General features: G+C 59.8%; 20 protein-coding genes and 4 tRNA genes. 1 reads left to right on the top strand and 23 read right to left on the bottom strand.

Annotated features, from left to right (window positions below; genetic code table 11):
* From rplW to recQ, 9 genes are all read right to left on the bottom strand, one after another.
* On the bottom strand, window positions 1-315 hold the full coding sequence (gene rplW / locus HV796_RS17220; RefSeq protein WP_075158350.1) for a 50S ribosomal protein L23: 315 nt from the start codon (window positions 313-315) through the stop codon (window positions 1-3).
* Entirely contained in the window at window positions 312-932 is a 621-nt protein-coding gene (rplD, locus tag HV796_RS17215; protein WP_175227709.1) for a 50S ribosomal protein L4, read from the bottom strand. Before rplD ends, rplW begins: the two co-directional genes overlap by 4 nt.
* Window positions 932-1,591, bottom strand: a complete 660-nt coding sequence (gene rplC, locus HV796_RS17210) for a 50S ribosomal protein L3 (protein ID WP_175227708.1) — start codon at window positions 1,589-1,591, stop codon at window positions 932-934. The genes rplD and rplC overlap by 1 nt, the downstream gene beginning before the upstream one ends.
* Before the next feature lie 196 nt (window positions 1,592-1,787).
* Entirely contained in the window at window positions 1,788-2,099 is a 312-nt protein-coding gene (gene rpsJ, locus HV796_RS17205; protein ID WP_017777154.1) for a 30S ribosomal protein S10, read from the bottom strand.
* Window positions 2,100-2,229: 130 nt separating this feature from the next.
* On the bottom strand, window positions 2,230-3,420 hold the full coding sequence (gene tuf / locus HV796_RS17200) for an elongation factor Tu (RefSeq protein WP_175227697.1): 1,191 nt from the start codon (window positions 3,418-3,420) through the stop codon (window positions 2,230-2,232).
* Between the two features lie 48 nt (window positions 3,421-3,468).
* On the bottom strand, window positions 3,469-5,571 hold the full coding sequence (gene fusA / locus HV796_RS17195) for an elongation factor G (protein WP_175227707.1): 2,103 nt from the start codon (window positions 5,569-5,571) through the stop codon (window positions 3,469-3,471).
* Window positions 5,572-5,706: 135 nt separating this feature from the next.
* Complete coding sequence (gene rpsG / locus HV796_RS17190; RefSeq protein ID WP_006053291.1) at window positions 5,707-6,177, bottom strand: 30S ribosomal protein S7; 471 nt, start codon at window positions 6,175-6,177, stop codon at window positions 5,707-5,709.
* Between the two features lie 190 nt (window positions 6,178-6,367).
* Complete coding sequence (rpsL, locus tag HV796_RS17185; protein ID WP_173256831.1) at window positions 6,368-6,748, bottom strand: 30S ribosomal protein S12; 381 nt, start codon at window positions 6,746-6,748, stop codon at window positions 6,368-6,370.
* Between the two features lie 230 nt (window positions 6,749-6,978).
* Window positions 6,979-8,826, bottom strand: coding sequence for a DNA helicase RecQ (recQ, locus tag HV796_RS17180; RefSeq protein ID WP_175227706.1), 1,848 nt, complete (start codon window positions 8,824-8,826; stop codon window positions 6,979-6,981).
* Window positions 8,827-8,999: 173 nt separating this feature from the next.
* Between recQ and HV796_RS17175 the strand changes: the two genes are divergently transcribed.
* Complete coding sequence (locus HV796_RS17175) at window positions 9,000-9,536, top strand: nucleoside 2-deoxyribosyltransferase (protein WP_175227705.1); 537 nt, start codon at window positions 9,000-9,002, stop codon at window positions 9,534-9,536.
* Between the two features lie 54 nt (window positions 9,537-9,590).
* Here HV796_RS17175 and HV796_RS17170 read toward each other — a convergent pair whose 3' ends face one another.
* The 14 genes from HV796_RS17170 to HV796_RS17105 all read right to left on the bottom strand — a co-directional run bounded on the left by HV796_RS17170 (window position 9,591) and on the right by HV796_RS17105 (window position 25,476).
* Complete coding sequence (locus tag HV796_RS17170) at window positions 9,591-11,282, bottom strand: hypothetical protein (RefSeq protein ID WP_175227704.1); 1,692 nt, start codon at window positions 11,280-11,282, stop codon at window positions 9,591-9,593.
* Window positions 11,283-11,549: 267 nt separating this feature from the next.
* Window positions 11,550-15,794 carry a DNA-directed RNA polymerase subunit beta' gene (rpoC, locus tag HV796_RS17165; protein WP_175227703.1) on the bottom strand — a complete coding sequence of 1,415 codons (4,245 nt, stop codon included), beginning with the start codon at window positions 15,792-15,794 and terminating at the stop codon, window positions 11,550-11,552.
* 21 nt (window positions 15,795-15,815) lie between these two features.
* Window positions 15,816-19,922, bottom strand: coding sequence for a DNA-directed RNA polymerase subunit beta (rpoB, locus tag HV796_RS17160; RefSeq protein ID WP_175227702.1), 4,107 nt, complete (start codon window positions 19,920-19,922; stop codon window positions 15,816-15,818).
* 368 nt (window positions 19,923-20,290) lie between these two features.
* The gene (gene rplL / locus HV796_RS17155) at window positions 20,291-20,668 is read right to left on the bottom strand and encodes a 50S ribosomal protein L7/L12 (RefSeq protein WP_175227701.1); all 378 of its coding nucleotides are present in this window, start codon (window positions 20,666-20,668) and stop codon (window positions 20,291-20,293) included.
* 63 nt (window positions 20,669-20,731) lie between these two features.
* Entirely contained in the window at window positions 20,732-21,229 is a 498-nt protein-coding gene (gene rplJ, locus HV796_RS17150; protein WP_175227700.1) for a 50S ribosomal protein L10, read from the bottom strand.
* 308 nt (window positions 21,230-21,537) lie between these two features.
* Window positions 21,538-22,236, bottom strand: coding sequence for a 50S ribosomal protein L1 (gene rplA / locus HV796_RS17145; RefSeq protein ID WP_175227699.1), 699 nt, complete (start codon window positions 22,234-22,236; stop codon window positions 21,538-21,540).
* Window positions 22,237-22,668 carry a 50S ribosomal protein L11 gene (gene rplK, locus HV796_RS17140; protein WP_175227698.1) on the bottom strand — a complete coding sequence of 144 codons (432 nt, stop codon included), beginning with the start codon at window positions 22,666-22,668 and terminating at the stop codon, window positions 22,237-22,239.
* 150 nt (window positions 22,669-22,818) lie between these two features.
* Window positions 22,819-23,376: a transcription termination/antitermination protein NusG gene (gene nusG, locus HV796_RS17135; RefSeq protein ID WP_026121916.1), complete on the bottom strand. Its 558-nt coding sequence runs from the start codon at window positions 23,374-23,376 to the stop codon at window positions 22,819-22,821.
* 1 nt (window position 23,377) lies between these two features.
* A complete protein-coding gene (gene secE, locus HV796_RS17130) occupies window positions 23,378-23,758 on the bottom strand; it encodes a preprotein translocase subunit SecE (protein ID WP_134197233.1) in 381 nt (126 codons plus the stop codon).
* Between the two features lie 33 nt (window positions 23,759-23,791).
* Window positions 23,792-23,867: transfer RNA gene (locus HV796_RS17125), tRNA-Trp, on the bottom strand.
* Between the two features lie 65 nt (window positions 23,868-23,932).
* Window positions 23,933-25,123, bottom strand: a complete 1,191-nt coding sequence (gene tuf, locus HV796_RS17120) for an elongation factor Tu (protein WP_175227697.1) — start codon at window positions 25,121-25,123, stop codon at window positions 23,933-23,935.
* A 67-nt stretch (window positions 25,124-25,190) separates the two neighbouring features.
* Window positions 25,191-25,265: transfer RNA gene (locus tag HV796_RS17115), tRNA-Thr, on the bottom strand.
* 12 nt (window positions 25,266-25,277) lie between these two features.
* Window positions 25,278-25,351 (bottom strand) — tRNA-Gly (locus HV796_RS17110).
* A gap of 39 nt (window positions 25,352-25,390) precedes the next feature.
* Window positions 25,391-25,476, bottom strand: a tRNA-Tyr gene (locus HV796_RS17105).
* Window positions 25,477-25,681 lie beyond the last annotated feature (205 nt).

Below are 25,681 nucleotides of genomic sequence, written 5' to 3'. Positions count from 1 at the left end.
TTACTTGGCCTCCGCTTCAAAGTTGATTTCCTGGCCGGGCTTCAGGCAGACGTACGCCTTCTTCACGTCCTTGCGCTTGCCCATGAAGCGGCCAAAGCGCTTTGCCTTGCCCTTCTGAACCAGCACGTTGACGGAATCGACTTCCACCTTGAACAGCAGCTCGACAGCAGCCTTCACTTCCTGCTTCGTGGCGTCCGGCGCAACTTCGAACACGACTTGCTCGTTCTTGTCGGCCACCAGCGTCGCCTTTTCGGAGATCACCGGCGCGAGCAGGACCTGCATCAAACGATGATCGTTTTTGCGAATCTCGCTCATGACAGCAACTCCTCGATCTGGGCGACCGCAGCCTTCGTGATCAGCACTTTCTTGAAGTAGATCAGCGACAGCGGGTCGGCATAACGCGGCTCGACAACCGCCACGTGGGCGAGGTTGCGCGAGGCGAGGTACAGGTTTTCGTCAACCGTGTCGGTAATCACCAGCACGGAATCGAGACCCATCGCCTTGAATTTCTCGGCCAGCAGCTTCGTCTTCGGCGCCTCGAGCGTGAGCTCGTCGACCACCGAGATCCGGCCTTCGCGGGCCAGCTGCGAGAAGATCGAGCAGAGACCTGCGCGATGCATCTTCTTGTTGACCTTGTGCGCGAAGTTTTCTTCGGGCGAGTTCGGGAAGATACGACCACCGCCGCGCCACAACGGGCTCGACGTCATACCGGAACGGGCACGGCCCGTACCCTTCTGGCGCCACGGCTTCTTCGTCGAGTGATTAACCTGTTGACGGTCTTTCTGCGCACGATTGCCGCTGCGAGCGTTGGCCTGATACGCGACCACGATCTGGTGGATCAGCGCTTCGTTGTAGTCACGGCCGAACACGACGTCCGACGCGGTGACCGCCGCACCTTCCTGACCATTGGCATTCAGGAGCTTAAGTTCCATTATTTCGCTCCTTTCGCAGCAGGCGCCTTCACAGCCGGCGTCACAAAGACCTTGCCGTTCTTCGCGCCCGGAACGGCGCCCTTCACGAGCAGCAGCTTGCGTTCAGCGTCGATACGAGCGATTTCGAGATTCTGCACGGTGACCGTCTCGTCACCCATGTGACCGGTCATGCGCTTACCCGGGAACACGCGACCCGGGTCCTGCGCCATACCGATCGAACCCGGCACATTGTGCGACTTCGAGTTACCGTGCGATGCACGGTTCGACTTGAAGTTGTGGCGCTTGATCGTGCCGGCATAGCCCTTACCGATCGACACGCCTTGCACGTCGACCTTCTGGCCTACTTCGAACAGGTCCGGACCCACGATCGCGCCGTTCGACAACTCGGCGGCCTTGGCGGCATCGATACGGAATTCTTTGAGGACTTCACCAGCCTGAACGCCGGCTTTGGCGAGATGACCTGCGAGCGGCTTCGTCACGCGCGATGCACGGCGCGTACCGAACGCAACCTGAACGGCAGTGTAGCCGTCGGTTTCTACAGTCTTGATCTGCGTCACGCGGTTGTCGGACACGTCCAGCACGGTGACGGGAATCGAATCCCCTTCCGCCGTGAAGATACGGGTCATGCCAACCTTGCGACCTACGAGTCCAAGGCTCATCGTTTTCTCCATTCCCGACTGCGATTGGTCGGGGCTAATTTACAAAATGCCGTGCTTCCGGGCGCTTTTACGGCGCCGACTACCACGACTTTTTTGCGCAAATGCGCGAAAAGCCTTGCATTATAGCGAGGCTTTTCGTTTTCCGCAAGCAATCAAAGACTTAGCAGCACCCATCAAGCCGGGTGCCCTGTGAGGCTTATTGCAGCTTGATCTCGACGTCCACGCCTGCCGGCAAGTCGAGCTTCATCAGCGCGTCGACCGTTTTATCGGTCGGGTCGACGATGTCCATCAGGCGCAGGTGCGTGCGGATTTCGAGCTGGTCGCGCGACGTCTTGTTGACGTGCGGCGAGCGCAAGATGTCGAAGCGCTGAATGCGGGTCGGCAGCGGCACCGGACCACGAACGATTGCGCCAGTCCGCTTCGCGGTGTCGACGATCTCGGCGGCCGACTGGTCGATCAGACGATAGTCGAACGCCTTCAGGCGAATGCGGATTTTCTGGTTCTGCATGACGATTCCTTAAAAAGAGCGAGGCGATATTGCACCGCCGGATTAAAAAAGAACGAGGGATGAGGACCTGCGCCAGGCGCGCGTGCCCTCATCCCGGGCACCATCCACTACTTACGGCAAGCCGCCGATTTTACTCGATGATCTTGGCGACGACACCGGCGCCGACGGTACGGCCACCTTCGCGGATCGCGAAGCGCAGACCTTCTTCCATCGCGATCGGCGCGATCAGCTTCACCGTGATCGACACGTTGTCGCCCGGCATCACCATTTCCTTGTCCTTCGGCAACTCGATCGAGCCCGTCACATCCGTCGTGCGGAAGTAGAACTGCGGACGGTAGTTGTTGAAGAACGGCGTGTGACGGCCGCCCTCATCCTTGCTCAGCACATACACTTCAGCCGTGAAGTGCGTGTGCGGCGTGATCGAACCCGGCTTGGCCAGCACCTGGCCACGCTCCACGTCTTCACGCTTCGTGCCGCGCAGCAGGATACCCACGTTGTCGCCCGCCTGACCCTGATCCAGCAGCTTGCGGAACATCTCCACGCCCGTGCACGTCGTCTTCGCCGTCGGCTTGATCCCGACAATCTCGATTTCCTCGCCGACCTTGATCACGCCTCGCTCGATACGTCCCGTCACCACCGTACCACGCCCCGAGATCGAGAACACGTCTTCCACCGGCATCAGGAACGCTCCGTCCACCGCGCGCTCCGGCGTCGGGATGTACGTGTCCAGCGCGTCGGCCAGGTTCATGATCGCCACTTCACCCAGCTCGCCCTTGTCGCCTTCCAGCGCCAGCTTCGCCGAGCCCTTGATGATCGGCGTGTCGTCGCCCGGGAAGTCGTACTTCGACAGCAGCTCGCGCACTTCCATTTCCACCAGCTCGAGCAGTTCCGCGTCGTCCACCATGTCGCACTTGTTCAGGAACACGATGATGTACGGCACCCCCACCTGGCGCGCCAGCAGGATGTGCTCGCGCGTTTGCGGCATCGGGCCGTCCGCGGCCGAGCACACCAGAATCGCGCCGTCCATCTGCGCCGCACCCGTGATCATGTTCTTCACGTAGTCCGCGTGTCCCGGGCAGTCAACGTGCGCGTAGTGACGGTTCGCCGTCTCGTACTCCACGTGCGCCGTGTTGATCGTGATGCCGCGCGCCTTCTCTTCCGGCGCCGCGTCGATCTGGTCGTACGCCTTCGCTTCCCCGCCGAACTTCGCGGTCAGCACCGTCGTGATCGCCGCCGTCAGCGTGGTCTTGCCGTGGTCAACGTGACCGATCGTGCCCACGTTCACGTGCGGCTTGGTCCGTTCGAATTTACCTTTAGCCATGTTTCTCTTCTTTCAAAAAAGTTGATCGGCGCTTGCGTTGCCGAATGATTACTTCGCCTTCGCGTTGATGATCGCTTCGGAGACGTTACGCGGCGCTTCGGCGTAGTGCTTGAACTCCATCGTATACGTTGCGCGACCTTGCGTGAGCGAGCGCAGCGACGTCGAGTAGCCAAACATCTCCGACAGCGGCACCTCGGCGCGGACGATCTTGCCGCCGCCCACCATATCTTCCATGCCCTGCACGATACCGCGACGGCCCGACAGGTCACCCATCACGTTACCCATGTAGTCTTCCGGCGTTTCCACTTCGACCGCCATCATCGGCTCGAGGATGACCGGGTTCGCCTTGCGCATCGCGTCCTTGAACGCCATCGAGCCGGCCATGCGAAACGCGTTTTCGTTCGAGTCAACGTCGTGGTACGAACCGAACGTCAGGTGAACCTTCACGTCGACGACCGGGAAGCCCGCCAGCACGCCCGCCTTCAGCGTTTCCTGGATACCCTTGTCAACCGCCGGAATGTATTCACGCGGAATCACGCCGCCCTTGATTTCATCAAGGAACGTGTAGCCCTTGCCCTGCTCGTTCGGCTCGAGCGTAATCACCGCGTGGCCGTACTGGCCGCGACCACCCGACTGCTTGACGAACTTGCCTTCGACGTCTGCAGCCGTGCTGCGGATCGTTTCACGGTAAGCAACCTGCGGCTTGCCAACGGTCGCCTCAACGCCGAACTCACGCTTCATCCGATCAACCAGAATTTCGAGGTGCAGTTCGCCCATGCCCGAAATGATCGTCTGGCCCGACTCTTCGTCCGTTTGCACGCGGAACGACGGGTCTTCCTGCGCGAGACGATTCAGCGCCATGCCCATCTTTTCCTGGTCTGCCTTGGTCTTCGGCTCGACGGCCTGCGAAATAACCGGCTCCGGGAAAATCATGCGCTCGAGCACGATCGGATCGGTCGGATCGCACAGCGTATCGCCCGTGGTTGCTTCTTTCAAGCCGACCGCTGCAGCGATGTCACCCGCGCGCACTTCCTTGATTTCTTCACGCTGGTTGGCATGCATCTGCAGAATACGGCCGAGGCGTTCCTTCTTGCCCTTCGTCGAATTCATCACAGTGTCGCCCGAATTCACGATGCCCGAATAGACGCGGAAGAAGATCAGCTGACCGACGAACGGGTCCGTCATGATCTTGAACGCGAGCGCCGAGAACTTCTCTTCGTCAGACGCCTTGCGCTCCGCAGCCTCACCGCTTTCGAGCTCGCCCTTCACCGGCGGAATATCGACCGGCGACGGCAGGAAATCGATCACAGCGTCGAGCATGCGTTGCACGCCCTTGTTCTTGAACGCGGTACCGCACAGCATCGGCTGGATCTCGCACGCAATCGTGCGATCGCGCAGCGCCTTGACGATCTCGGCCTCGCTCAGCTCGTCGCCGCCGAGATACTTTTCCATCAGCTCTTCGCTAGCTTCAGCAGCCGACTCGATCATCTTTTCGCGCCACTCATTGCAGGTGTCGAGAAGTTCAGCCGGGATGTCGATGTAATCGAACTTCGTGCCTTGCGACGCTTCGTCCCAAATGATCGCTTTCATCTTCAGCAGATCGACGACGCCCTTGAAGTTCTCTTCCGAACCGATCGGCACGACGACCGGAACCGGGTTCGCCTTCAGACGCGTCTTCAGCTGGTCGTAGACCTTGAAGAAGTTCGCGCCGGTACGGTCCATCTTGTTGACGAACGCAAGACGCGGCACCTTGTACTTGTTCGCCTGGCGCCACACGGTTTCCGATTGCGGCTGCACACCACCCACGGCGCAATAGACCATGCATGCGCCGTCGAGCACGCGCATCGAGCGCTCGACTTCGATCGTGAAGTCGACGTGCCCCGGCGTATCGATGATGTTGATCCGGTGCTCAGGATAATTGCCGCCCATGCCCTTCCAGAAAGCGGTCGTGGCAGCGGACGTGATGGTGATGCCGCGCTCCTGCTCCTGCTCCATCCAGTCCATGGTTGCAGCGCCGTCGTGCACTTCACCAATCTTGTGGTTCACGCCGGTGTAAAACAGAATGCGCTCGGTCGTCGTCGTTTTGCCGGCGTCGATGTGAGCGCTAATACCGATGTTGCGGTAGCGCTCGATAGGTGTCTTGCGAGCCACTTTGATCCTCTATGGGAATGACGCGCTGGGGAGTGAAATACCCGCGCGCCCTAACACAAACGGGCGAGGCGCCTGTTTAGCGCACCCGCCCGGAAATTCTTTCCGTTATTGACTGCTAACCCGGGGTCGGGATGCTTAGAAACGGAAATGCGAGAACGCCTTGTTGGCTTCCGCCATCCGGTGCACTTCGTCGCGCTTCTTCATCGCGCCTCCGCGACCTTCAGCGGCTTCGCTCAGTTCACCGGCCAGACGCAACGCCATCGACTTTTCACTGCGCTTCTTCGCGGCCTCACGCAACCAGCGCATCGCCAATGCCATACGACGCGACGGACGCACTTCGACCGGAACCTGATAGTTCGCACCACCAACGCGGCGGCTCTTCACTTCGACCACCGGCTTAACGTTGTTGAGCGCCACCGTGAACACTTCCAGCGGGTCCTTGCCACCCTTGGTCTGGATCTGTTCGAAAGCGCCGTACACGATGCGCTCAGCAACCGACTTCTTGCCTGAGAGCATCAGCACGTTCATGAATTTTGCAACATCAACATTACCGAATTTCGGATCCGGCAACACTTCCCGCTTGGGGACTTCGCGACGACGCGGCATGTTTCTTCCTTTACCTTTTCAGTTGGAGCGACGCTTATTGCGCGCCCAGCTCCGCGGCCACCAACTAACCCGATTCATCTTTCTGAGACTTACCAGCCCGGTCGGGTGACCACTTACTCGACAGCACCGGCAATCCGGCACCACCGCCAATAACGCCTTTGCAGGCGACCTGAAACAACTGACCGGCGACTTACTTGCCAGCCTTGGCGCGCTTGGCGCCGTACTTCGAACGAGCCTGCTTGCGATCCTTGACGCCCTGGGTATCCAGCGAGCCACGAACCATGTGATAACGCACACCCGGCAAGTCCTTCACGCGACCGCCGCGGATCAGCACAACCGAGTGCTCCTGCAGGTTGTGACCTTCACCGCCGATGTACGAAATGACTTCGAAGCCGTTCGTGAGGCGCACCTTGGCGACCTTACGCAGCGCCGAGTTCGGCTTCTTGGGCGTCGTGGTGTACACACGGGTGCACACGCCTCGACGCTGAGGGCAGTCCTGCAAGGCCGGGCTCTTGCTCTTCGCCGTTTCCGACGTGCGGCCTTTGCGAACCAGTTGATTGATGGTTGGCATTGTTTATTCCTGAAAGTGAACAAAATCGACGCATCCGTTTCCGGGCAAAGCGAAAACGGCTACGCATCGAACTCCGGTTCGATGACTACTTCGATGACAAACGCGCAAACTCAAACGAATCGAGCGCGCGCGAAGACACTCCAAGAACCGGAACCCAGCATGATATTCCGAAAATATTAAAAGAGTCAACAAGTTGCGACCCTCGGCAAGCTGCTGACGGACTGGCGGGCTCAGTCGGCCGCCACGACTTCCAGCAGTTCCGCCCCGAATCGATCCAGCTTGCGAGCACCCATGCCCGGAATTTGGCGCAAGTCCTCGAGTGAATCCGGCTCACTGCGGGCAATCTCGGCCAACGTCGCGTCGTGAAAGATGACGTAGGCCGGTACGCCATCGCTTTTCGCTGTCTCGGAACGCCACGCGCGCAGCCGCTCCCAGCGGGCCCGCTCCCGCGCGCTCATGCCAATGGTCGGATCGGCGCGTTCGCTGGTGCGTCCGGACGTCTGGCGGGAACGCGTCGGCTTCACATATCGACGCATCGTGACTTTCTGCTCGCCCTTGAGAACGGGCTTGCTGGCTTCGGTCAGCACGAGTGCGCCAAACCCGTCGTGATCGACCGCCAGAAAGCCAAACGCGACGAGTTGCCGGAACACCGCTCGCCATTCGGGCTCGGTCAGGGCCGAACCGATTCCAAAGGTGCTCAACCGGTCGTGGCCGCGCTGCAATATCTTTTCGTTACGGTTACCACGCAGGATATCGATCAGGTGCCCAGCACCGAAGTTAAAGCCGCTTGCGCGCTGTGCACGAAACACGCATGACAGCGCCATCTGGGACTCACGCGTCGCGTCCCAGGACGCGGGCGGCTCGAGGCATGTGTCGCAGTTACCGCAAGGCTCGCTCGCTTCACCGAAATAGCCAAGCAGCCGCACACGCCGGCAGGCGGCTGTTTCGCACAGACCCAGCAGCGCGTCGAGCTTGCTGGTCTGGACGCGCTTGTGTGCATCGTCGGCATCCGATTCGTCGATCATCTTCCGCTGCTGCACGACGTCACCCAAACCGTAGGCCATCCACGCGTTCGCCGGCAGGCCGTCGCGCCCCGCGCGGCCAGTTTCCTGGTAATAGCCTTCGACGCTCTTCGGCAAATCGAGGTGCGCGACGAAACGCACGTCCGGCTTATCGATGCCCATGCCGAATGCGATCGTCGCGCAGATGACGACACCCTCCTCTCGCTGAAAGGTCTCCTGATGTTGCTGCCGGGCTTCGAATTCCATCCCGGCGTGATAGGGCAGTGCACGAACGCCCTGCCCCTGAAGCCACTCAGCGGTTTCCTCGACCTTGCGCCGCGACAGGCAATAAACAACGCCGGCGTCGGTCGTGCCATCAGGCCGCGTGTGTTCCGCGCGGATAAAGTCGAGCAACTGTGAGCGCGCGTTGTCTTTCTCGACGATCCGGTACCGGATGTTCGGCCGGTCGAAACTCGACACGAACACGCGTGCATCGTCCAGCGCAAGACGATGAATGATTTCGTCGCGCGTGATCGCATCGGCAGTCGCGGTAAGCGCGATGCGCGGCACCGACGGAAACCGCTCGTGCAGCACGGACAACTGGATATATTCAGGGCGGAAATCGTGCCCCCATTGCGATACGCAGTGCGCTTCGTCGATCGCAAATAACCCGATGCGCGCGCGTTCGAGCAACTCCAGAAAGCGCGGCGTCATCAGGCGCTCGGGCGCGACATAGAGCAGATCGATATCGCCGTCGCGCAGCGCACGCTCGGTCGCAGCCGCTTGCGCGCCGGACAACGTCGAATTCAGATAAGCGGCGCGCACGCCGACTTCGGTGAGTGCCGCGACCTGGTCGTGCATCAGCGCAATCAGCGGCGACACGACGATGCCCGCACCCAACGCCCGCTCACGTCGAACCAGCGACGGGATCTGATAGCACAGCGATTTCCCGCCGCCGGTTGGCATCAACACGAGGCAATCGCCACCGCCGGCCACATGCTCGACTATTTCCGCTTGCTGTCCCCTGAACGCGGGATAGCCGAAGACTTCATTGAGAATTTCGAGCGGACGGGACATGAATGATTGCGAGGAACGGGGTGAAGAGACCGCAAGCGGAACAGTGTCGAATTCTACCAACGCGTTCGCGCCGTGGCTGCATGCGTCCGTGACGTTGGCTGAACGGCCAGGGTGTAGTCCCATGCGCATGCGGGATACACTCCTCATCGAGTTCACTATCGTTTGGAGATGGCATGCCCCGTGTGCAGACCGTGGTGGCAAGGTCGCCGCAAATCTATCTCGCCGGATTCGATGTGTTTCGTCCTGATGCCGCCGAGCATGGCGAACAACTTAAAGCACTGTGCGCCGAGCGAGGGCTTGTCGGCCTCCATCCAGGCGACAGCGCGGCGCCGGCCGGCATGCGTGCAGATGACACCGCCCAATGGATCTGTGACACCAACCTGGCGCTGATTCGCGCCGCGGACGCGGTGATGGCCAATCTGAACGACTTCCGCAGCGCAGGCGAACCGGATGCTGGCACGGTATTCGAGGTAGGCTTTGCGATCGCGCTAGGCAAGCCGGTCTGGGGCTATCGATCGGACGAACTGCCACTCGTCGCGCGAGCGGCAGTGCGCACGGAGGCGGGTACGGCATTTTGCTCGCGCGGCTTTATTGTCGAAGACTTCGGTCTGCCGGTGAACTTGATGCTCGCGTGCACCGTTCAGTGGGTCATCGGGGACGCGGCCACCTGCCTTGACGCAATCCGCCACGCGCTCATCGTGCCGCGGTAGCACGCGTGTGCGAAGGTCGAGGCCACACCGGCTTCGACAAGGCTCGCAATCTTGTCACATCGCAGCCGCGTTCCGGTCTGTCACCTCGACAACGGGACGCTTGCCATTAATTGTCAAACTGGAAAATGCCTGTTTCGCGCGCTCGACCTGATACTCGCCGATGCCGATTCCGCCTGGATCCTTTAGTTCATTCAGCTTGCGGAATAGCGGTCCATTTACAGTCACACTGACCCTCCCTCGCTTTACCTCTACCTTTTCAATCGCTTCGCAGCCGCCAAAATGACGCACGGATTCCCCATTCATGCGATATCCGACCTCGCGCAACATGGCGCGGTCAGCCTCGGGCAAACCTCGGGCGATAGGGCTGCTCAATACACTGTCTACCGTTGCCCTTATTAGCAGTCGGCGGGCGGCCCGAGCATCCGCACCGTGGATAAGATCCGGGGTGAACCGGTTCACCACGCCAAGAAGAATCGACGAGTCGAGGTCGATCGAGTTTCCACCCGCTGCAGCGCTTCGCAGGCCGCGCGATATGTCAAGCACACCGGACGTATTTTTATCGTCCAGCTTGTCCAATGCGGATAGCGCCCGACCAATCGGCGCTTGATCGCCGAGTTTCCAATAGATAGTTTGAAATACCGGTGACCGCTGGAACGGGCTCAAGCGGTTTGCCGCCATATCAAGATTATCGGCAAGGCGAATGACAGCAAACGGATTCTTCGTTAGCTCTTGTTCCGTGTAGCGCAGCCCCACCTTCACCTGATTGTTCCTGTCGAGTGCGGCCGGCCGGCCAGCGTACTCGTCCTTGCTTTCATCAGCCGTTACCTTTGCGGATTGCGGAATTGACTGGCTCTTCAGCATATCGTTGACTCGTTTTTCCATCTCCTTGGCATCGTGTCCACGAATGTCTATTTCCTGCACCTGATGCGGACGACGCGACGACATCAAATAATGATTCAGCAACTTCTCCAGCGACTCCACATCGGAAGTCAGCAATGCCCCCCGGTCTGTCTTCACGTTAATTGGATAGTGCTCCGCGTCGACATCCGCGGAGTGAAGTTGAATTGCCTTCCTCATATCCGACAGTACCTGGTCCGCTTGTCCATTTTCATGTCGAATCAGGCTACTCAATTGATCACGTATGCCATCGAATATCGACGCACTGGATAGTCCATGAGTCGATTTTGGTCGGCCATCGAGATCTGGATAACCGATATCGTGCCAGTGCGCCGTGACTTGAAACAGGAAGCGCGCAAGACCAGGTGAAATATTATATTTTTTGGCGGCACTCTGTTCAATTTCTGGATATGCCTTGATAATTTGATCGATATATCCCGCCACTCGCTCGGAGTGATCAAAACCGTGCGAAACATACTGCGGTGGATTACCCTGATGTTGAGCCAGCGCTGGTTTACCGAGCCCGCCCACTATGTCTTTCACGATGTCGGCTGCGTGTCTGTCGGTTAGCTGTCCTTTATCTTCCAGATAATTCACGTAGGGTTTAATGATGCGCTCGGCAGTGAGCCGCGGCTTGGCAGAGGGGACTCCCGATCTGACTCCCGAGAAAGTCTGCATATTTTCCGGGCCAATCTGGTTTCGAAGTTCGATGGCCATTTCAGTTTTAAGGCCCGCTACCAGATTGCCTGATGTCGGTGGGTTAAAATTATCATCAATCGAGCCAGCCTTGATGGGAGTGTGATCGGACGTGGGATGAAACGTTACGCTGGGACTTCTGAATTCGAACATATTTAATCATCCTAATCATGTGGCACAGGAACAATTGTGAGTCTATGTCTATACGAATCGGTCTCGGTACGCGATGAAGCTGAATCCTTGAAACCAGTTTGAGCCTGATTCAGTCGCGGCAGTAATACCTGATATCGCAGTCGACGAGTTCGTCATTCGTCTTTGAGCGCGCTCAAAGGAAATTCAAAAAATAAAAAAAAGCCGCCCAGTCGAAACTGGGCGGCTTTTGCCAGCAGGTTCAGGCAAAGCGGCTTGCGCCGCCCGCCATCACTCGTTGGTGTGAGGCGCTTGTTGCTCGGCAGCCGGGCTTTCCGGCGTACCGAATTCGAAGGCTTCTTCGGCTGCGATCTGATCGAAACGCTCGCGATCCGACAGCTCCTTGCTCTTGCGTGCCTTGTGGAACGCAAGACCGGTACCCGCCGGAATCAGACGGCCGACGATCACGTTTTCCTTCAGGCCACGCAGATCGTCGCGCTTGCCCATGATCGCCGCTTCGGTCAGCACACGAGTCGTTTCCTGGAACGACGCCGCGGAGATGAACGAATCGGTCGACAGCGACGCCTTCGTAATACCCAACAGCACGTTTTCGTACGTCGCCGGGCGCTTGTCTTCCGCGCTCATGCGGTCGTTCTCGTCGAGCATATCCGACCGCTCGACCTGTTCGCCCGGGATGAAACGCGTATCGCCGTTGTCGACGATCTGCACACGGCGCAGCATCTGACGCACGATCACTTCAATGTGCTTGTCGTTGATCTTCACGCCCTGCAGACGATACACGTCCTGCACTTCGTCCACGATATAACGCGACAGCGCTTCGACGCCCTGCAGACGCAGGATGTCGTGCGGATCCGCCGGCCCGTCGACGATCATTTCGCCCTTGTTGACGACCTGACCATCGTGTACCAGAACCTGCTTTTCCTTCGCGATCAGGAACTCGTGCTGATTGCCTTCGAGGTCCGTGATAACGAGACGCTGCTTGCCCTTCGTGTCCTTACCGAACGACACCGTACCGGTGACTTCCGCGAGGATACCGGCGTCCTTCGGCGAACGTGCCTCGAACAGCTCGGCCACGCGCGGCAGACCGCCGGTAATGTCACGGGTCTTCTGCGATTCGGTCGGAATACGTGCAAGCACTTCACCCACCTGAACCTGCTGACCGTCCTTCACGGTAATCAGCGCGCCGACCTGGAAGCCGATCTGCACCGCGTGCTCCGTCCCTGGGATCTTCACTTCGTCGCCGGTCGGATCGAGCAGCTTCACCTGCGGACGCACGCTCTTCGACGATTGCGAACCACGGCGCTTCGCGTCGATCACGACCAGCGTCGAAAGACCCGTCACGTCGTCGATCTGCTTGGCGACCGTCACGCCTTCCTCGACGTTCTCGAACTTCACCGTACCGCCGTACTCGGTGATGATCGGACGCGTCATCGGGTCCCACGTCGCGAGTTGCGTGCCCGCCTTGATCTGCGCACCGTCGAGCTGCAGCAGCGTGGCGCCGTACGGCACCTTGTGACGCTCACGCTCACGGCCGTGATCGTCGGTGATCATCGCTTCGCCCGAACGCGAGATAACGATCTGCTCGCCCTTCGCGTTCGTTACGTAACGCATCGTCGACGTGAAACGCACGGTGCCGTTCGACTTCGCTTCGATCGACGACGCGACCGCTGCACGCGATGCCGCGCCACCGATGTGGAACGTCCGCATCGTCAGCTGCGTGCCCGGTTCGCCGATCGACTGCGCCGCGATCACGCCGACCGCTTCGCCGACGTTCACGAGCGAGCCGCGGCCGAGATCGCGGCCGTAGCACGACGCGCACAGACCATAGCGCGTTTCGCAGGTGAGCGGCGTACGCACGCGGACTTCGTCGATGCCCAGACGCTCGATCTCTTCGACCGCCGTTTCATCGAGCAGCGTGCCCGATTCGTACAGCGTTTCCTGCGTTTCCGGGTTGACGACGTCCGCCACCGCGACGCGGCCGAGAATCCGGTCGCGCAACGCTTCGACGACTTCACCGCCTTCCACGAGCGCCTTCATCGCCACGCCTTGCGACGTGCCGCAATCGTCTTCGACGACGACCAGATCCTGCGTCACGTCGACCAGACGCCGCGTCAGGTAACCCGAGTTCGCGGTCTTCAGTGCGGTGTCGGCCAGGCCCTTACGTGCGCCGTGCGTCGAGATGAAGTACTGCAGCACGTTCAGACCTTCGCGGAAGTTCGCGGTAATCGGCGTCTCGATGATCGAACCGTCCGGCTTCGCCATCAGGCCGCGCATACCGGCCAGCTGACGAATCTGCACCGCGGAACCGCGCGCACCCGAGTCGGCCATCATGTAGATCGAGTTGAACGACTCCTGACGCGTTTCGTGGCCGTCGCGATCCGTCACCGGCTCCGTCGACAGCTGCTCCATCATCGCCTTGCCGACCGCTTCCGACGTTGCCGACCAGATGTCGACCACGTTGTTGTAGCGTTCCTGCGCGGTGACGAGACCCGACATGTACTGGCGGTCGTACTCCTTCACCTTCTTCGCGGCGTCGCCGACGATGGTTTCCTTCTGCGGCGGCACGAGCATGTCGTCCACACAGATGGAAATACCGGCGCGCGTCGCAAGACGGAAGCCCGACTGCATCAGCTGATCGGCGAAGATCACCGTTTCGCGCAGACCGCAACGGCGGAACGCCGTATTGATCAGGCGCGAGATTTCCTTCTTCTTCAGCGGCTTGTTCAGCACCGAGAACGGCAGGCCCGGCGGCAGAATTTCCGACAGGATCGAGCGGCCGACGGTCGTCGCGTACAGCGAGATCTTCGGCACGAATGCCGGCGCGCCTTCCGACTTGTCTTCGTTGTGGACCATTTCGGTGATCCGCACGTTGACACGCGACGCGAGCTCGACTTCCTTGTTCTCGTACGCACGCAGCACTTCCGACACGCCGGTGAACGACATACCTTCGCCCTTCGCGTTCACTGCTTCACGTGTCGCGTAGTACAGGCCGAGCACGATATCCTGCGACGGCACGATCGACGGATCGCCGTTGGCCGGGAACAGCACGTTGTTCGACGCGAGCATCAGCGTGCGCGCTTCCATCTGCGCTTCGAGCGACAGCGGCACGTGCACGGCCATCTGGTCACCGTCGAAGTCGGCGTTGAACGCCGCGCAAACGAGCGGATGCAGCTGGATTGCCTTGCCTTCGATCAGCACCGGCTCGAAAGCCTGAATGCCCAGGCGGTGCAGCGTCGGCGCACGGTTCAGCATCACCGGGTGCTCGCGGATCACCTCTTCGAGAATGTCCCACACGACCGGCGTCTGGTTCTCGACTTCCTTCTTCGCCGCCTTGATGGTCGTCGCCACGCCCATTACTTCGAGCTTGTTGAAGATGAACGGCTTGAACAGCTCGAGCGCCATCAGCTTCGGCAGACCGCACTGGTGCAGCTTCAGCGTCGGACCGACCACGATCACCGAACGGCCCGAGTAGTCGACCCGCTTGCCAAGCAGGTTCTGACGGAAACGGCCGCCCTTACCCTTGATCATGTCAGCGAGCGACTTCAGCGGACGCTTGTTCGCGCCGGTCATCGCCTTGCCGCGACGGCCGTTGTCGAGCAGCGAGTCGACGGCTTCCTGCAGCATCCGCTTTTCGTTGCGGACGATGATTTCAGGCGCCTTCAGCTCGAGCAGACGCTTCAACCGGTTGTTACGGTTGATCACGCGGCGATACAGGTCGTTCAGGTCCGACGTCGCGAAACGGCCGCCGTCGAGCGGCACGAGCGGACGCAGTTCCGGCGGCAGCACCGGCAGTACTTCGAGAATCATCCACTCGGGCTTGATGCCCGAACGCTGGAATGCCTCGAGCACCTTCAGGCGCTTCGCGTACTTCTTGATCTTCGCTTCCGAACCGGTGTTCTTCAGCTCCGAGCGCAGCGTTTCGACCTGCTCGTCGATGTTGATCGCGCGCAGCAGTTCGCGCACGCCTTCCGCGCCCATTTCGGCACGGAATTCGTCGCCGTACTCTTCGACCTTGTTGTAGTAATCCTCTTCGGTCATGATCTGCCGCGCTTTGAGCGGTGTCATGCCCGGATCGATCACCACGTATGCTTCGAAGTACAGCACGCGCTCGATGTCGCGCAGCGTCATGTCGAGCACCATGCCCAGACGCGACGGCAGCGACTTCAGGAACCAGATGTGCGCGACCGGTGAAGCCAGTTCGATGTGGCCCATCCGTTCGCGACGCACCTTCGCGAGCGTCACTTCAACGCCGCACTTCTCGCAGATCACGCCGCGGTGCTTCAGGCGCTTGTACTTGCCGCACAGGCACTCGTAGTCCTTGATCGGCCCGAAGATCTTCGCGCAGAAAAGACCATCCCGCTCCGGTTTGAACGTGCGGTAGTTGATCGTTTCCGGCTTCTTCACTTCACCAAACGACCATGACCGGATCTTGTCGGGCGAGGCCAGACCGATCTTGATCGCGTCGAAAACTTCTTCCTGTTGGACTTGCTTGAATAGATCGAGCAGAGCTTTCATTGCTTTCTCTCCGTAGTCCGATTAGTTGCGGTCCAGATCGATATCGATACCGAGCGAACGGATTTCCTTCACCAACACGTTGAAGGATTCCGGCATGCCCGCGTCGATCACGTGATCGCCCTTGACCAGGTTCTCATACACCTTGGTCCGGCCCGTCACGTCATCCGACTTGACCGTCAGCATTTCCTGCAGCACATACGATGCGCCGTACGCTTCGAGCGCCCACACTTCCATTTCACCGAAGCGCTGACCGCCGAACTGCGCCTTACCACCCAGCGGCTGCTGCGTGACGAGCGAGTACGGGCCCGTCGAACGCGCGTGCATCTTGTCGTCGACCAGGTGGTGCAGCTTCAGGTAATGCATGTAGCCGACCGTCACCGGACGCTCGAATGCCTCACCCGTGCGGCCGTCGTACAGACGCACCTGATTCTTCGACTTCGTCATGCCGAGCTGTTGCGCGATTTCGTCCGGGAACGCGAGGTCCAGCATCTTGGACATCTCGTCTTCCGTCGCACCGTCGAACACTGGCGTCGCAAACGGCACGCCTTCGCGCAGGTTCTTCGCCAGTTCGACGATTTCGTCGTCGCTAAAGCTGTCGATTTCCTCAGCGCGGCCGGACTCGTTGTAGATCTTGGTCAGGAACGCGCGCAGTTCTTCGATTTTCGTTTGACGCTGCAGCATTTCGCCGATGCGCCAGCCGAGACCCTTCGCGGCCCAACCGAGATGCACTTCGAGCACCTGCCCCACATTCATCCGCGACGGCACGCCGAGCGGGTTCAGCACGACGTCGGCCGGACGGCCATCCGCCATGTACGGCATGTCTTCGATCGGCACGATCTTCGACACGACGCCCTTGTTACCGTGACGCCCCGCCATCTTGTCGCCAGGCTGCAGGCGGCGCTTCACCGCGAGGTACACCTTGACCATCTTCAGCACGCCTGGCGGCAGTTCGTCGCCTTGCGTGAGTTTCTTGCGCTTCTCTTCGAACGCGAGATCGAACTGGTGACGCTTCTGTTCGATCGAGTCCTTGATCGCTTCGAGCTGCGCCGCTGCTTCTTCGTCCGCGAGGCGGATGTCGAACCAGTGGTAATGGTCGAGATCTTCCAGGTAAGCCTGTTCGATCTTCGTGCCCTTCGCGAGCTTCTTCGGACCGCCGTTCGCCACCTTGCCGACGAGCATACGCGCAAGACGCTGGAACGCATCGCCTTCAACAATACGCAGCTGGTCGTTCAGGTCGAGGCGATAGCGCTTCAGTTCATCGTCGATGATCTGTTGCGCGCGCTTGTCGCGCTGGATGCCTTCGCGCGTGAACACCTGCACGTCGATCACCGTGCCGCTCATGCCCGACGGCACGCGCAGCGACGTGTCCTTCACGTCGGACGCCTTCTCGCCGAAGATCGCGCGCAGCAGCTTTTCTTCCGGCGTCAGCTGAGTCTCGCCCTTCGGCGTGACCTTGCCCACCAGCACGTCGCCTGCTTCAACTTCCGCGCCGATGTATACGATGCCCGACTCGTCCAGACGGCCAAGCTGCACTTCCGCGAGGTTCGAAATGTCGCGCGTGATTTCTTCCGGTCCGAGCTTCGTGTCGCGAGCGACCACGTTCAGCTCTTCGATGTGGATCGACGTGTAGCGGTCGTCGGCCACGACCTTCTCCGAGATCAGGATCGAGTCTTCGAAGTTGTAGCCGTTCCACGGCATGAACGCGACCAGCATGTTCTGGCCGAGCGCCAGTTCGCCGAGGTCGGTCGATGCGCCGTCCGCCAGCACGTCGCCGCGCGACACGACGTCGCCGACCTTCACGATCGGGCGCTGGTTGATGTTCGTGTTCTGATTCGAACGCGTGTACTTGATCAGGTTGTAGATGTCCACACCGACGTCGCCAGCCACCGCTTCGTCGTCGTTCACGCGAATCACCATACGGCCCGCGTCGACGTAATCGACCACGCCGCCGCGGAACGCCTGAACCGTCGTACCGGAGTCGACCGCGACCGTGCGCTCGATGCCCGTGCCGACCACGGCCTTCTCAGGACGCAGACACGGCACCGCCTGGCGCTGCATGTTCGAGCCCATCAATGCACGGTTCGCGTCATCGTGCTCGAGGAACGGAATCAGCGAAGCGGCGACCGACACGATTTGCGACGGCGCCACGTCCATGTACTGGATGCGGTCCGGCGTGACCATCAGCGTTTCGCCAGCTTCACGCGACGACACCAGTTCGTCCGTCAGCGTGCCGTCGTCAGCCACTGCCGCGTTCGCCTGCGCGATCACGTAACGGCCTTCTTCGATCGCCGACAGATAGTCGATCTGGTCGGTCACTTTGCCGTCCGCCACCTTTCGATACGGCGTTTCGAGGAAGCCGTATTCGTTCAGGTGCGCATACAGTGCGAGCGAGTTGATCAGACCGATGTTCGGACCTTCCGGCGTTTCGATCGGGCACACGCGGCCGTAGTGCGTCGGGTGCACGTCGCGGACTTCAAAGCCCGCGCGCTCACGGGTCAGACCGCCCGGGCCCAATGCGGAAACGCGACGCTTGTGCGTAATTTCCGACAGCGGGTTGGTCTGGTCCATGAACTGGGACAGCTGCGACGAACCGAAGAACTCGCGAATGGCCGACGAAATCGGCTTCGAGTTGATCAGGTCGTGCGGCATCAGGTTTTCACTTTCCGCCTGGCCAAGTCGCTCCTTCACCGCGCGCTCGACACGCACGAGACCGGCGCGGAACTGATTCTCCGCGAGCTCGCCGACGCAACGCACGCGACGATTGCCGAGGTGGTCGATATCGTCCACTTCGCCCTTGCCGTTGCGCAGCTCAACGAGGATCTTGATCGTCGCGAGGATGTCGTCGTCCTGCAGCGTCATCGGACCAACGATTTCGTCGCGGCCAACACGGCGGTTGAACTTCATACGGCCGACCTTCGACAGGTCGTACGCGTCTTCGCTATAGAACAGACGATTGAACAGCGCCTCGACGGCTTCTTCTGTCGGCGGCTCACCCGGACGCATCATCCGGTAGATCGCGATACGCGCGGCCATCCGGTCTGCGGTTTCATCGATGCGCAGCGTTGACGAGATGTACGGACCCTGGTCGAGATCGTTCGTGTAGAGCGACTGGATGTCCTTGATCTTCGCTTCGCGCAGCTTCTCGAGCACCGTCTCCGTGATTTCGTCGTTCGCGTTCGCGATGACCTCACCGGTTTCGCCGTCGATGACGTTCTTCGCGAGCACACGGCCGAGCAGATAATCTTCGGGGACCGAAATAAATTTCGTCTTCGCGTTATCGAGGTCGCGAATGTGCTTCGCGTTGATCCGCTTGTCCTTCGAGACGATCACGTTGCCATCGCGGTCGGCGATGTCGAAACGCGCGACTTCTCCACGCAGACGCTCGGGAACGAACTCCATCTGCGCGCCTTCCGGCATCAGCGCGAAGTTATCGAACACGAAGAAGTTTGCGAGGATCTGTTCCGGCGTCAGGCCAATCGCCTTCAGCAGGATCGTGACCGGCATCTTGCGACGACGGTCGACGCGGAAGTACAGCACGTCCTTCGGGTCGAACTCGAAGTCGAGCCACGAACCGCGGTAAGGAATGATACGTGCCGAAAACAGCAGCTTGCCGGAGCTATGCGTCTTGCCTTTGTCGTGTTCGAAGAACACGCCCGGCGAACGATGCAGCTGCGAAACGATGACGCGCTCGGTGCCGTTGATCACGAACGAGCCAGTCGGCGTCATGAGCGGAATCTCGCCCATGTACACTTCCTGCTCCTTCACTTCCTTGACGACGGGCTTGCTCGGGGACTCCTTATCGAGCAACACAAGACGCACTTTCGCGCGCAGTGCGGAGCAGTACGTCAGTCCGCGCTGTTGACATTCCTTGATGTTGAACGCCGGCGACGACAGCATGTAGCTGACGAACTCTAGACGAGCGAAGCCGTTATGAGAAACAATCGGAAAAACCGACGTAAACGCGGCCTGCAGACCCTCTGGCTTGCGTTGCGTAGCCGGCACTTCTGCTTGCAGAAACGTGCTGAATGATTCAAGCTGGGTGGCCAGCAGGAAAGGTACTTGGTGAACGATGGGGCGCTTCGCGAAACTCTTGCGAATGCGCTTCTTCTCGGTGAAGGAATATTGCATACGATCTCCGAATCACGGCGGGCATTGTTGTCGAGGCGAGATACCTTGATGTGACAACCCGAGTGTTCACCGACTGAGACCCGTTGGCCGTCCGATGGCTTGAACGAGCCGAGAAGCTTGGTGGTTGGCCGCTACCAACCGCTGGCTGACGGCAGCGGATGCCTGTGTTGCCCGCTGCCCGACCAAACTTGCCTTCTGCAGTCGCTTCAGAAGACAAAGAGAAACGTCACACAACTTCCGATGTGGCGGTTTTCTTTGGCTTCTTGCATGCATTGTTGCCAGAAACGACGTCGGAAAACGCCGTTTCCACAAAGCACAAAAAGGCCGGCGGTGGAAAAACCGCCAGCCTTCGCAAAGCGCGCCGAAATTTACTTGATTTCAGCTTTCGCGCCTGCGTCTTCCAGCTTCTTCTTGGCTTCTTCAGCAGCAGCCTTGGGCACCGCTTCCTTAACGGGCTTCGGTGCACCGTCGACCAGGTCCTTCGCTTCCTTCAGGCCGAGACCCGTCAGTTCACGAACAGCCTTAATCACGGAAACCTTGTTGCCACCCGTTTCGGTCAGGATAACCGTGAACTCGGTTTGCTCTTCCACAGCAGCGGCACCGCCGCCACCGCCTGCCGGGCCAGCAACTGCGACAGCAGCAGCCGACACGCCAAACTTCTCTTCGAATGCCTTGACCAGTTCGTTCAGTTCCAGAACCGACATCGAGCCTACGGCTTCGAGGATGTCTTCTTTTGCGATTGCCATTTGAAATACTCCTAGATTGAATTCGGATACAGCCAGCGATCCATTACGCTCGGCTGAAGTGCGTTAGGCAGCTTCGCCCTGCTTCTTCTCAGCCAGCGCAGCCATAGCGCGCGCAAAGCCGGAAACAGGCGCCTGCATAACGAACAACAGCTTGGAGAGCAGCTCCTCACGGCTCGGGATGTTGGCAAGCGCTTGCACGCCAGCCTTGTCCATCACCTTGCCTTCGTAAGAACCGGCCTTGATGATCAACTTCTCATTGCCTTTGCTAAATTCGTTGACGACTTTAGCGGCGGCAATGGCATCTTCAGAGATGCCGTAGATCAGAGGACCGGTCATCTGCTCAGCCAGCGGAGCAAACGGAGTACCCTCGACAGCGCGACGCGCCAGCGTGTTCTTCAACACGCGCAGGTACACCTTCTGCTCACGCGCTTTCGCGCGCAGCTTGGTCAGATCGCCAACCGTGATCCCACGATACTCGGCCAGAACGATGGTCTGAGCTTTCCCGACTTGCGCGGAAACCTCAGCCACGACGGCCTGCTTACCTTCTTTGTTGAGTGGCACGGTTAACCTCCAGATTCGACGCACTCGACTTGCGTTTCATGCATCGCGTTCAACAACGGCGTCCGACCAGTCAAGGAGTATTTCGACCATCCGACACTCGCGTTACCGAGCGTGTCGAACAGCTTCATCACCACAAAACCTTTTCGGGTTCGCCATCTGCGTTGGCTTGCATTAAGGACACACCTGATTGCTGCGCATCCGCCAACGGTCTTTGACAACCGGTCGCGCACTGCTTACCGCCCAGTTCGCGACCGCCCAAAGCCCTTTATACGCTTCCCCGCTGAACAGCACGGAAGCGACAAAATTCTTTACTGCGCGACCAGCGACGTCTGATCGACGCGCACACCCACACCCATCGTGCTCGACAGTGCGACCTTGCGCAGGTACACGCCCTTGCTCGTCGCCGGCTTCGCTTTTTGCAGCGCTTCGACGAGTGCGTCGAGGTTGCTGCGCAGCGCTGCGGGTTCGAACGACGCACGACCGATCGTCGCGTGGATGATGCCGGCCTTGTCAACGCGGAACTGGACTTGACCAGCCTTTGCGTTCTTCACGGCGGTCGCCACGTCCGGCGTCACCGTACCGACCTTCGGGTTCGGCATCAGGCCGCGCGGGCCGAGGATCTGACCCAGCGTACCCACCACACGCATCGTGTCCGGAGAAGCGATGACGACGTCGAAGTTCAGATTGCCGGCCTTCACTTGCTCAGCGAGATCTTCCATACCGACGATGTCGGCGCCCGCTGCACGCGCCTGCTCAGCCTTTTCACCTTGCGCGAACACCGCAACGCGCACGGACTTACCCGTACCAGCCGGCAGAACGACCGAACCGCGAACCACCTGGTCCGACTTCTTCGCATCGATGCCGAGTTGCACCGCCACGTCGATCGACTCATCGAACTTCGCGCTCGCGCATTCCTTCACGAGCGACAACGCATCGTCGATCGGGTACAGCTTCTCGCGGTCGACCTTCTTGGCGAACGCCTGCAGACGCTTCGAAAGCTTAGCCATTTACACGCCCTCCACGGTGATGCCCATCGAGCGGGCGCTGCCAGCGATAGTACGTACCGCTGCGTCCATATCAGCTGCCGTAAGATCCGGCATCTTCGTTTTGGCGATCTCTTCAGCCTGTGCGCGCGTGATCTTGCCGACCTTGTCCGTATGCGGCTTGCTCGAACCCTTGTCGACCTTCGCTGCCTTCTTGATCAGAACCGTGGCCGGCGGCGTCTTGAGAACGAACGTGAAGCTCTTGTCCCCAAACGCGGTAATAATGACGGGAATCGGCAGACCCGGTTCCATCGATTGGGTCTGCGCGTTGAACGCCTTGCAGAACTCCATAATGTTCAGGCCGCGCTGACCCAGTGCCGGGCCGACCGGCGGCGACGGATTGGCTTTACCTGCAGGAATCTGCAGCTTGATAAAGCCGACGATTTTCTTTGCCATGTCTGAAAACCTCGTTGGAACGCGTGTGCGTTCAGTGAGTAGTAGCGCGCGTTCGCCCAACTTCGACTACTGACGCTCCTCAACGGCCATTACGCGGGCCGTAAGCGCGAAATGCGAGTCGCGCCGGTCGGCGCGACTCGCTAAAACTGATTACAACTTCTCAACCTGTCCGAATTCCAGCTCGACCGGTGTCGCGCGACCGAAAATCGTGACAGAAACACGGACCCGCGACTTCTCGTAGTTCACTTCCTCAACGCTGCCGTTGAAGTCAGTGAACGGGCCATCCTTCACCCGAACCATCTCGCCAACTTCGAACAAGGTCTTGGGCCGCGGCTTCTCAACGCCTTCCTGCATTTGCGACATGATCTTTTCGACTTCGCGCGGCGAAATCGGACTCGGACGGTTACGCGCGCCACCGACGAACCCGGTGACCTTGGCCGTGTTCTTGACGAGGTGCCACGTTTCGTCGGTCATTTCCATTTCGACGAGGACGTAGCCCGGGAAAAAGCGGCGCTCGGTCACTGATTTGTGACCGCCCTTTACCTCAACAACCTCTTCCGTCGGTACGAGGATCTGGCCGAACTTGTCTTGCATGCCAGCCCGCTCGATGCGCTCCTGAAGCGCACGCTGCACGCTCTTCTCCATCCCAGAGTAGGCGTGCACGACGTACCAACGTTTTCCACTCGGGGATGCCGGCGTATCACTCATATCATTTCCAACCCAGAATCGCCGAGAAAATCGCCCATTCGATGGATTTGTCGCAAATCCAAAGAAATAGCGCCATGACTAACACGAACCCGAAGACCACGAGCGTCGTTTGACTTGCCTCTTTACGAGTCGGCCACACGACCTTGCGGACCTCTTTATACGAGTCCTTGGCGAACGCGATAAAACCCTTGCCGGGCGCAGAAAGGAGACCGACTGCGACGCCCGCGATCAAACCGACGGCCAAAGCCGCACCGCGAACGTACCATTCCTGACCGTTGAGCCAGAAGAACCCCACGAACCCGGCCACGACCAACAATACACCGACGACCAGCATCAGCTTGTCACCGGACGTATTTACAGTTTCGACGGATGGATTCGCCATAACACCTTACGAGCGTCAAATCGACGCGAGAATTGGCAGGGGCAGAGGGAATCGAACCCCCAACCTTCGGTTTTGGAGACCGACGCTCTGCCAGTTGAGCTATACCCCTAAACCATTTGGGGTTGACGACATCGCCAACCCCGAAAACAACAGATCAACGAGAACTGGCTGGCTTTACTCGATGATCTTGGCGACGACACCGGCGCCGACGGTACGGCCACCTTCGCGGATCGCGAAGCGCAGACCTTCTTCCATCGCGATCGGCGCGATCAGCTTCACCGTGATCGACACGTTGTCGCCCGGCATCACCATTTCCTTGTCCTTCGGCAACTCGATCGAGCCCGTCACATCCGTCGTGCGGAAGTAGAACTGCGGACGGTAGTTGTTGAAGAACGGCGTGTGACGGCCGCCCTCATCCTTGCTCAGCACATACACTTCAGCCGTGAAGTGCGTGTGCGGCGTGATCGAACCCGGCTTGGCCAGCACCTGGCCACGCTCCACGTCTTCACGCTTCGTGCCGCGCAGCAGGATACCCACGTTGTCGCCCGCCTGACCCTGATCCAGCAGCTTGCGGAACATCTCCACGCCCGTGCACGTCGTCTTCGCCGTCGGCTTGATCCCGACAATCTCGATTTCCTCGCCGACCTTGATCACGCCTCGCTCGATACGTCCCGTCACCACCGTACCACGCCCCGAGATCGAGAACACGTCTTCCACCGGCATCAGGAACGCTCCGTCCACCGCGCGCTCCGGCGTCGGGATGTACGTGTCCAGCGCGTCGGCCAGGTTCATGATCGCCACTTCACCCAGCTCGCCCTTGTCGCCTTCCAGCGCCAGCTTCGCCGAGCCCTTGATGATCGGCGTGTCGTCGCCCGGGAAGTCGTACTTCGACAGCAGCTCGCGCACTTCCATTTCCACCAGCTCGAGCAGTTCCGCGTCGTCCACCATGTCGCACTTGTTCAGGAACACGATGATGTACGGCACCCCCACCTGGCGCGCCAGCAGGATGTGCTCGCGCGTTTGCGGCATCGGGCCGTCCGCGGCCGAGCACACCAGAATCGCGCCGTCCATCTGCGCCGCACCCGTGATCATGTTCTTCACGTAGTCCGCGTGTCCCGGGCAGTCAACGTGCGCGTAGTGACGGTTCGCCGTCTCGTACTCCACGTGCGCCGTGTTGATCGTGATGCCGCGCGCCTTCTCTTCCGGCGCCGCGTCGATCTGGTCGTACGCCTTCGCTTCCCCGCCGAACTTCGCGGTCAGCACCGTCGTGATCGCCGCCGTCAGCGTGGTCTTGCCGTGGTCAACGTGACCGATCGTGCCCACGTTCACGTGCGGCTTGGTCCGCTCAAACTTACCTTTGGCCATTTTCGACTCCTAAGAGGGTTTTTCCGTACGTTGCGCGGGGCGCAAACAATCAATCACTGACACCTGCTGGTGCCCATGGGCAGGATCGAACTGCCGACCTCTCCCTTACCAAGGGAGTGCTCTACCACTGAGCCACATGGGCGTTGCTTCTTGCTGGAGCGGGTGAAGGGAATCGAACCCTCGTCATAAGCTTGGAAGGCTTCTGCTCTACCATTGAGCTACACCCGCAAGGATCCATCGATTCCCGACAACTGCTCAGCGTTATCCTGGTGGAGGAGGTTGGATTCGAACCAACGTAGGCGTAAGCCAACAGATTTACAGTCTGCCCCCTTTAGCCACTCGGGCACCCCTCCGCAGAGAACTGATGATTATGGGGGAACAACCGGGCATTGTCAAGACTTGCCCGGGCGCCGTCCTCCCAGATAGCTCTCACTTGTTAGTGTTTCCCGTAAACGCACGAACCCCGCCTGGGAGGGCGGGGTTGGGGCGTCTGGAAAGGGGAGCCTGACGATTACCTACTTTCACACGGGGATCCGCACTATCATCGGCGTGGAGTCG

This window comes from Paraburkholderia humisilvae (assembly GCF_902859855.1).
GTDB classification, from domain to species: Bacteria; Pseudomonadota; Gammaproteobacteria; order Burkholderiales; family Burkholderiaceae; genus Paraburkholderia; species Paraburkholderia humisilvae.
Note: the sequence above shows the minus strand (reverse complement) of the source record. Positions and strands in the feature narration are given on the sequence as shown.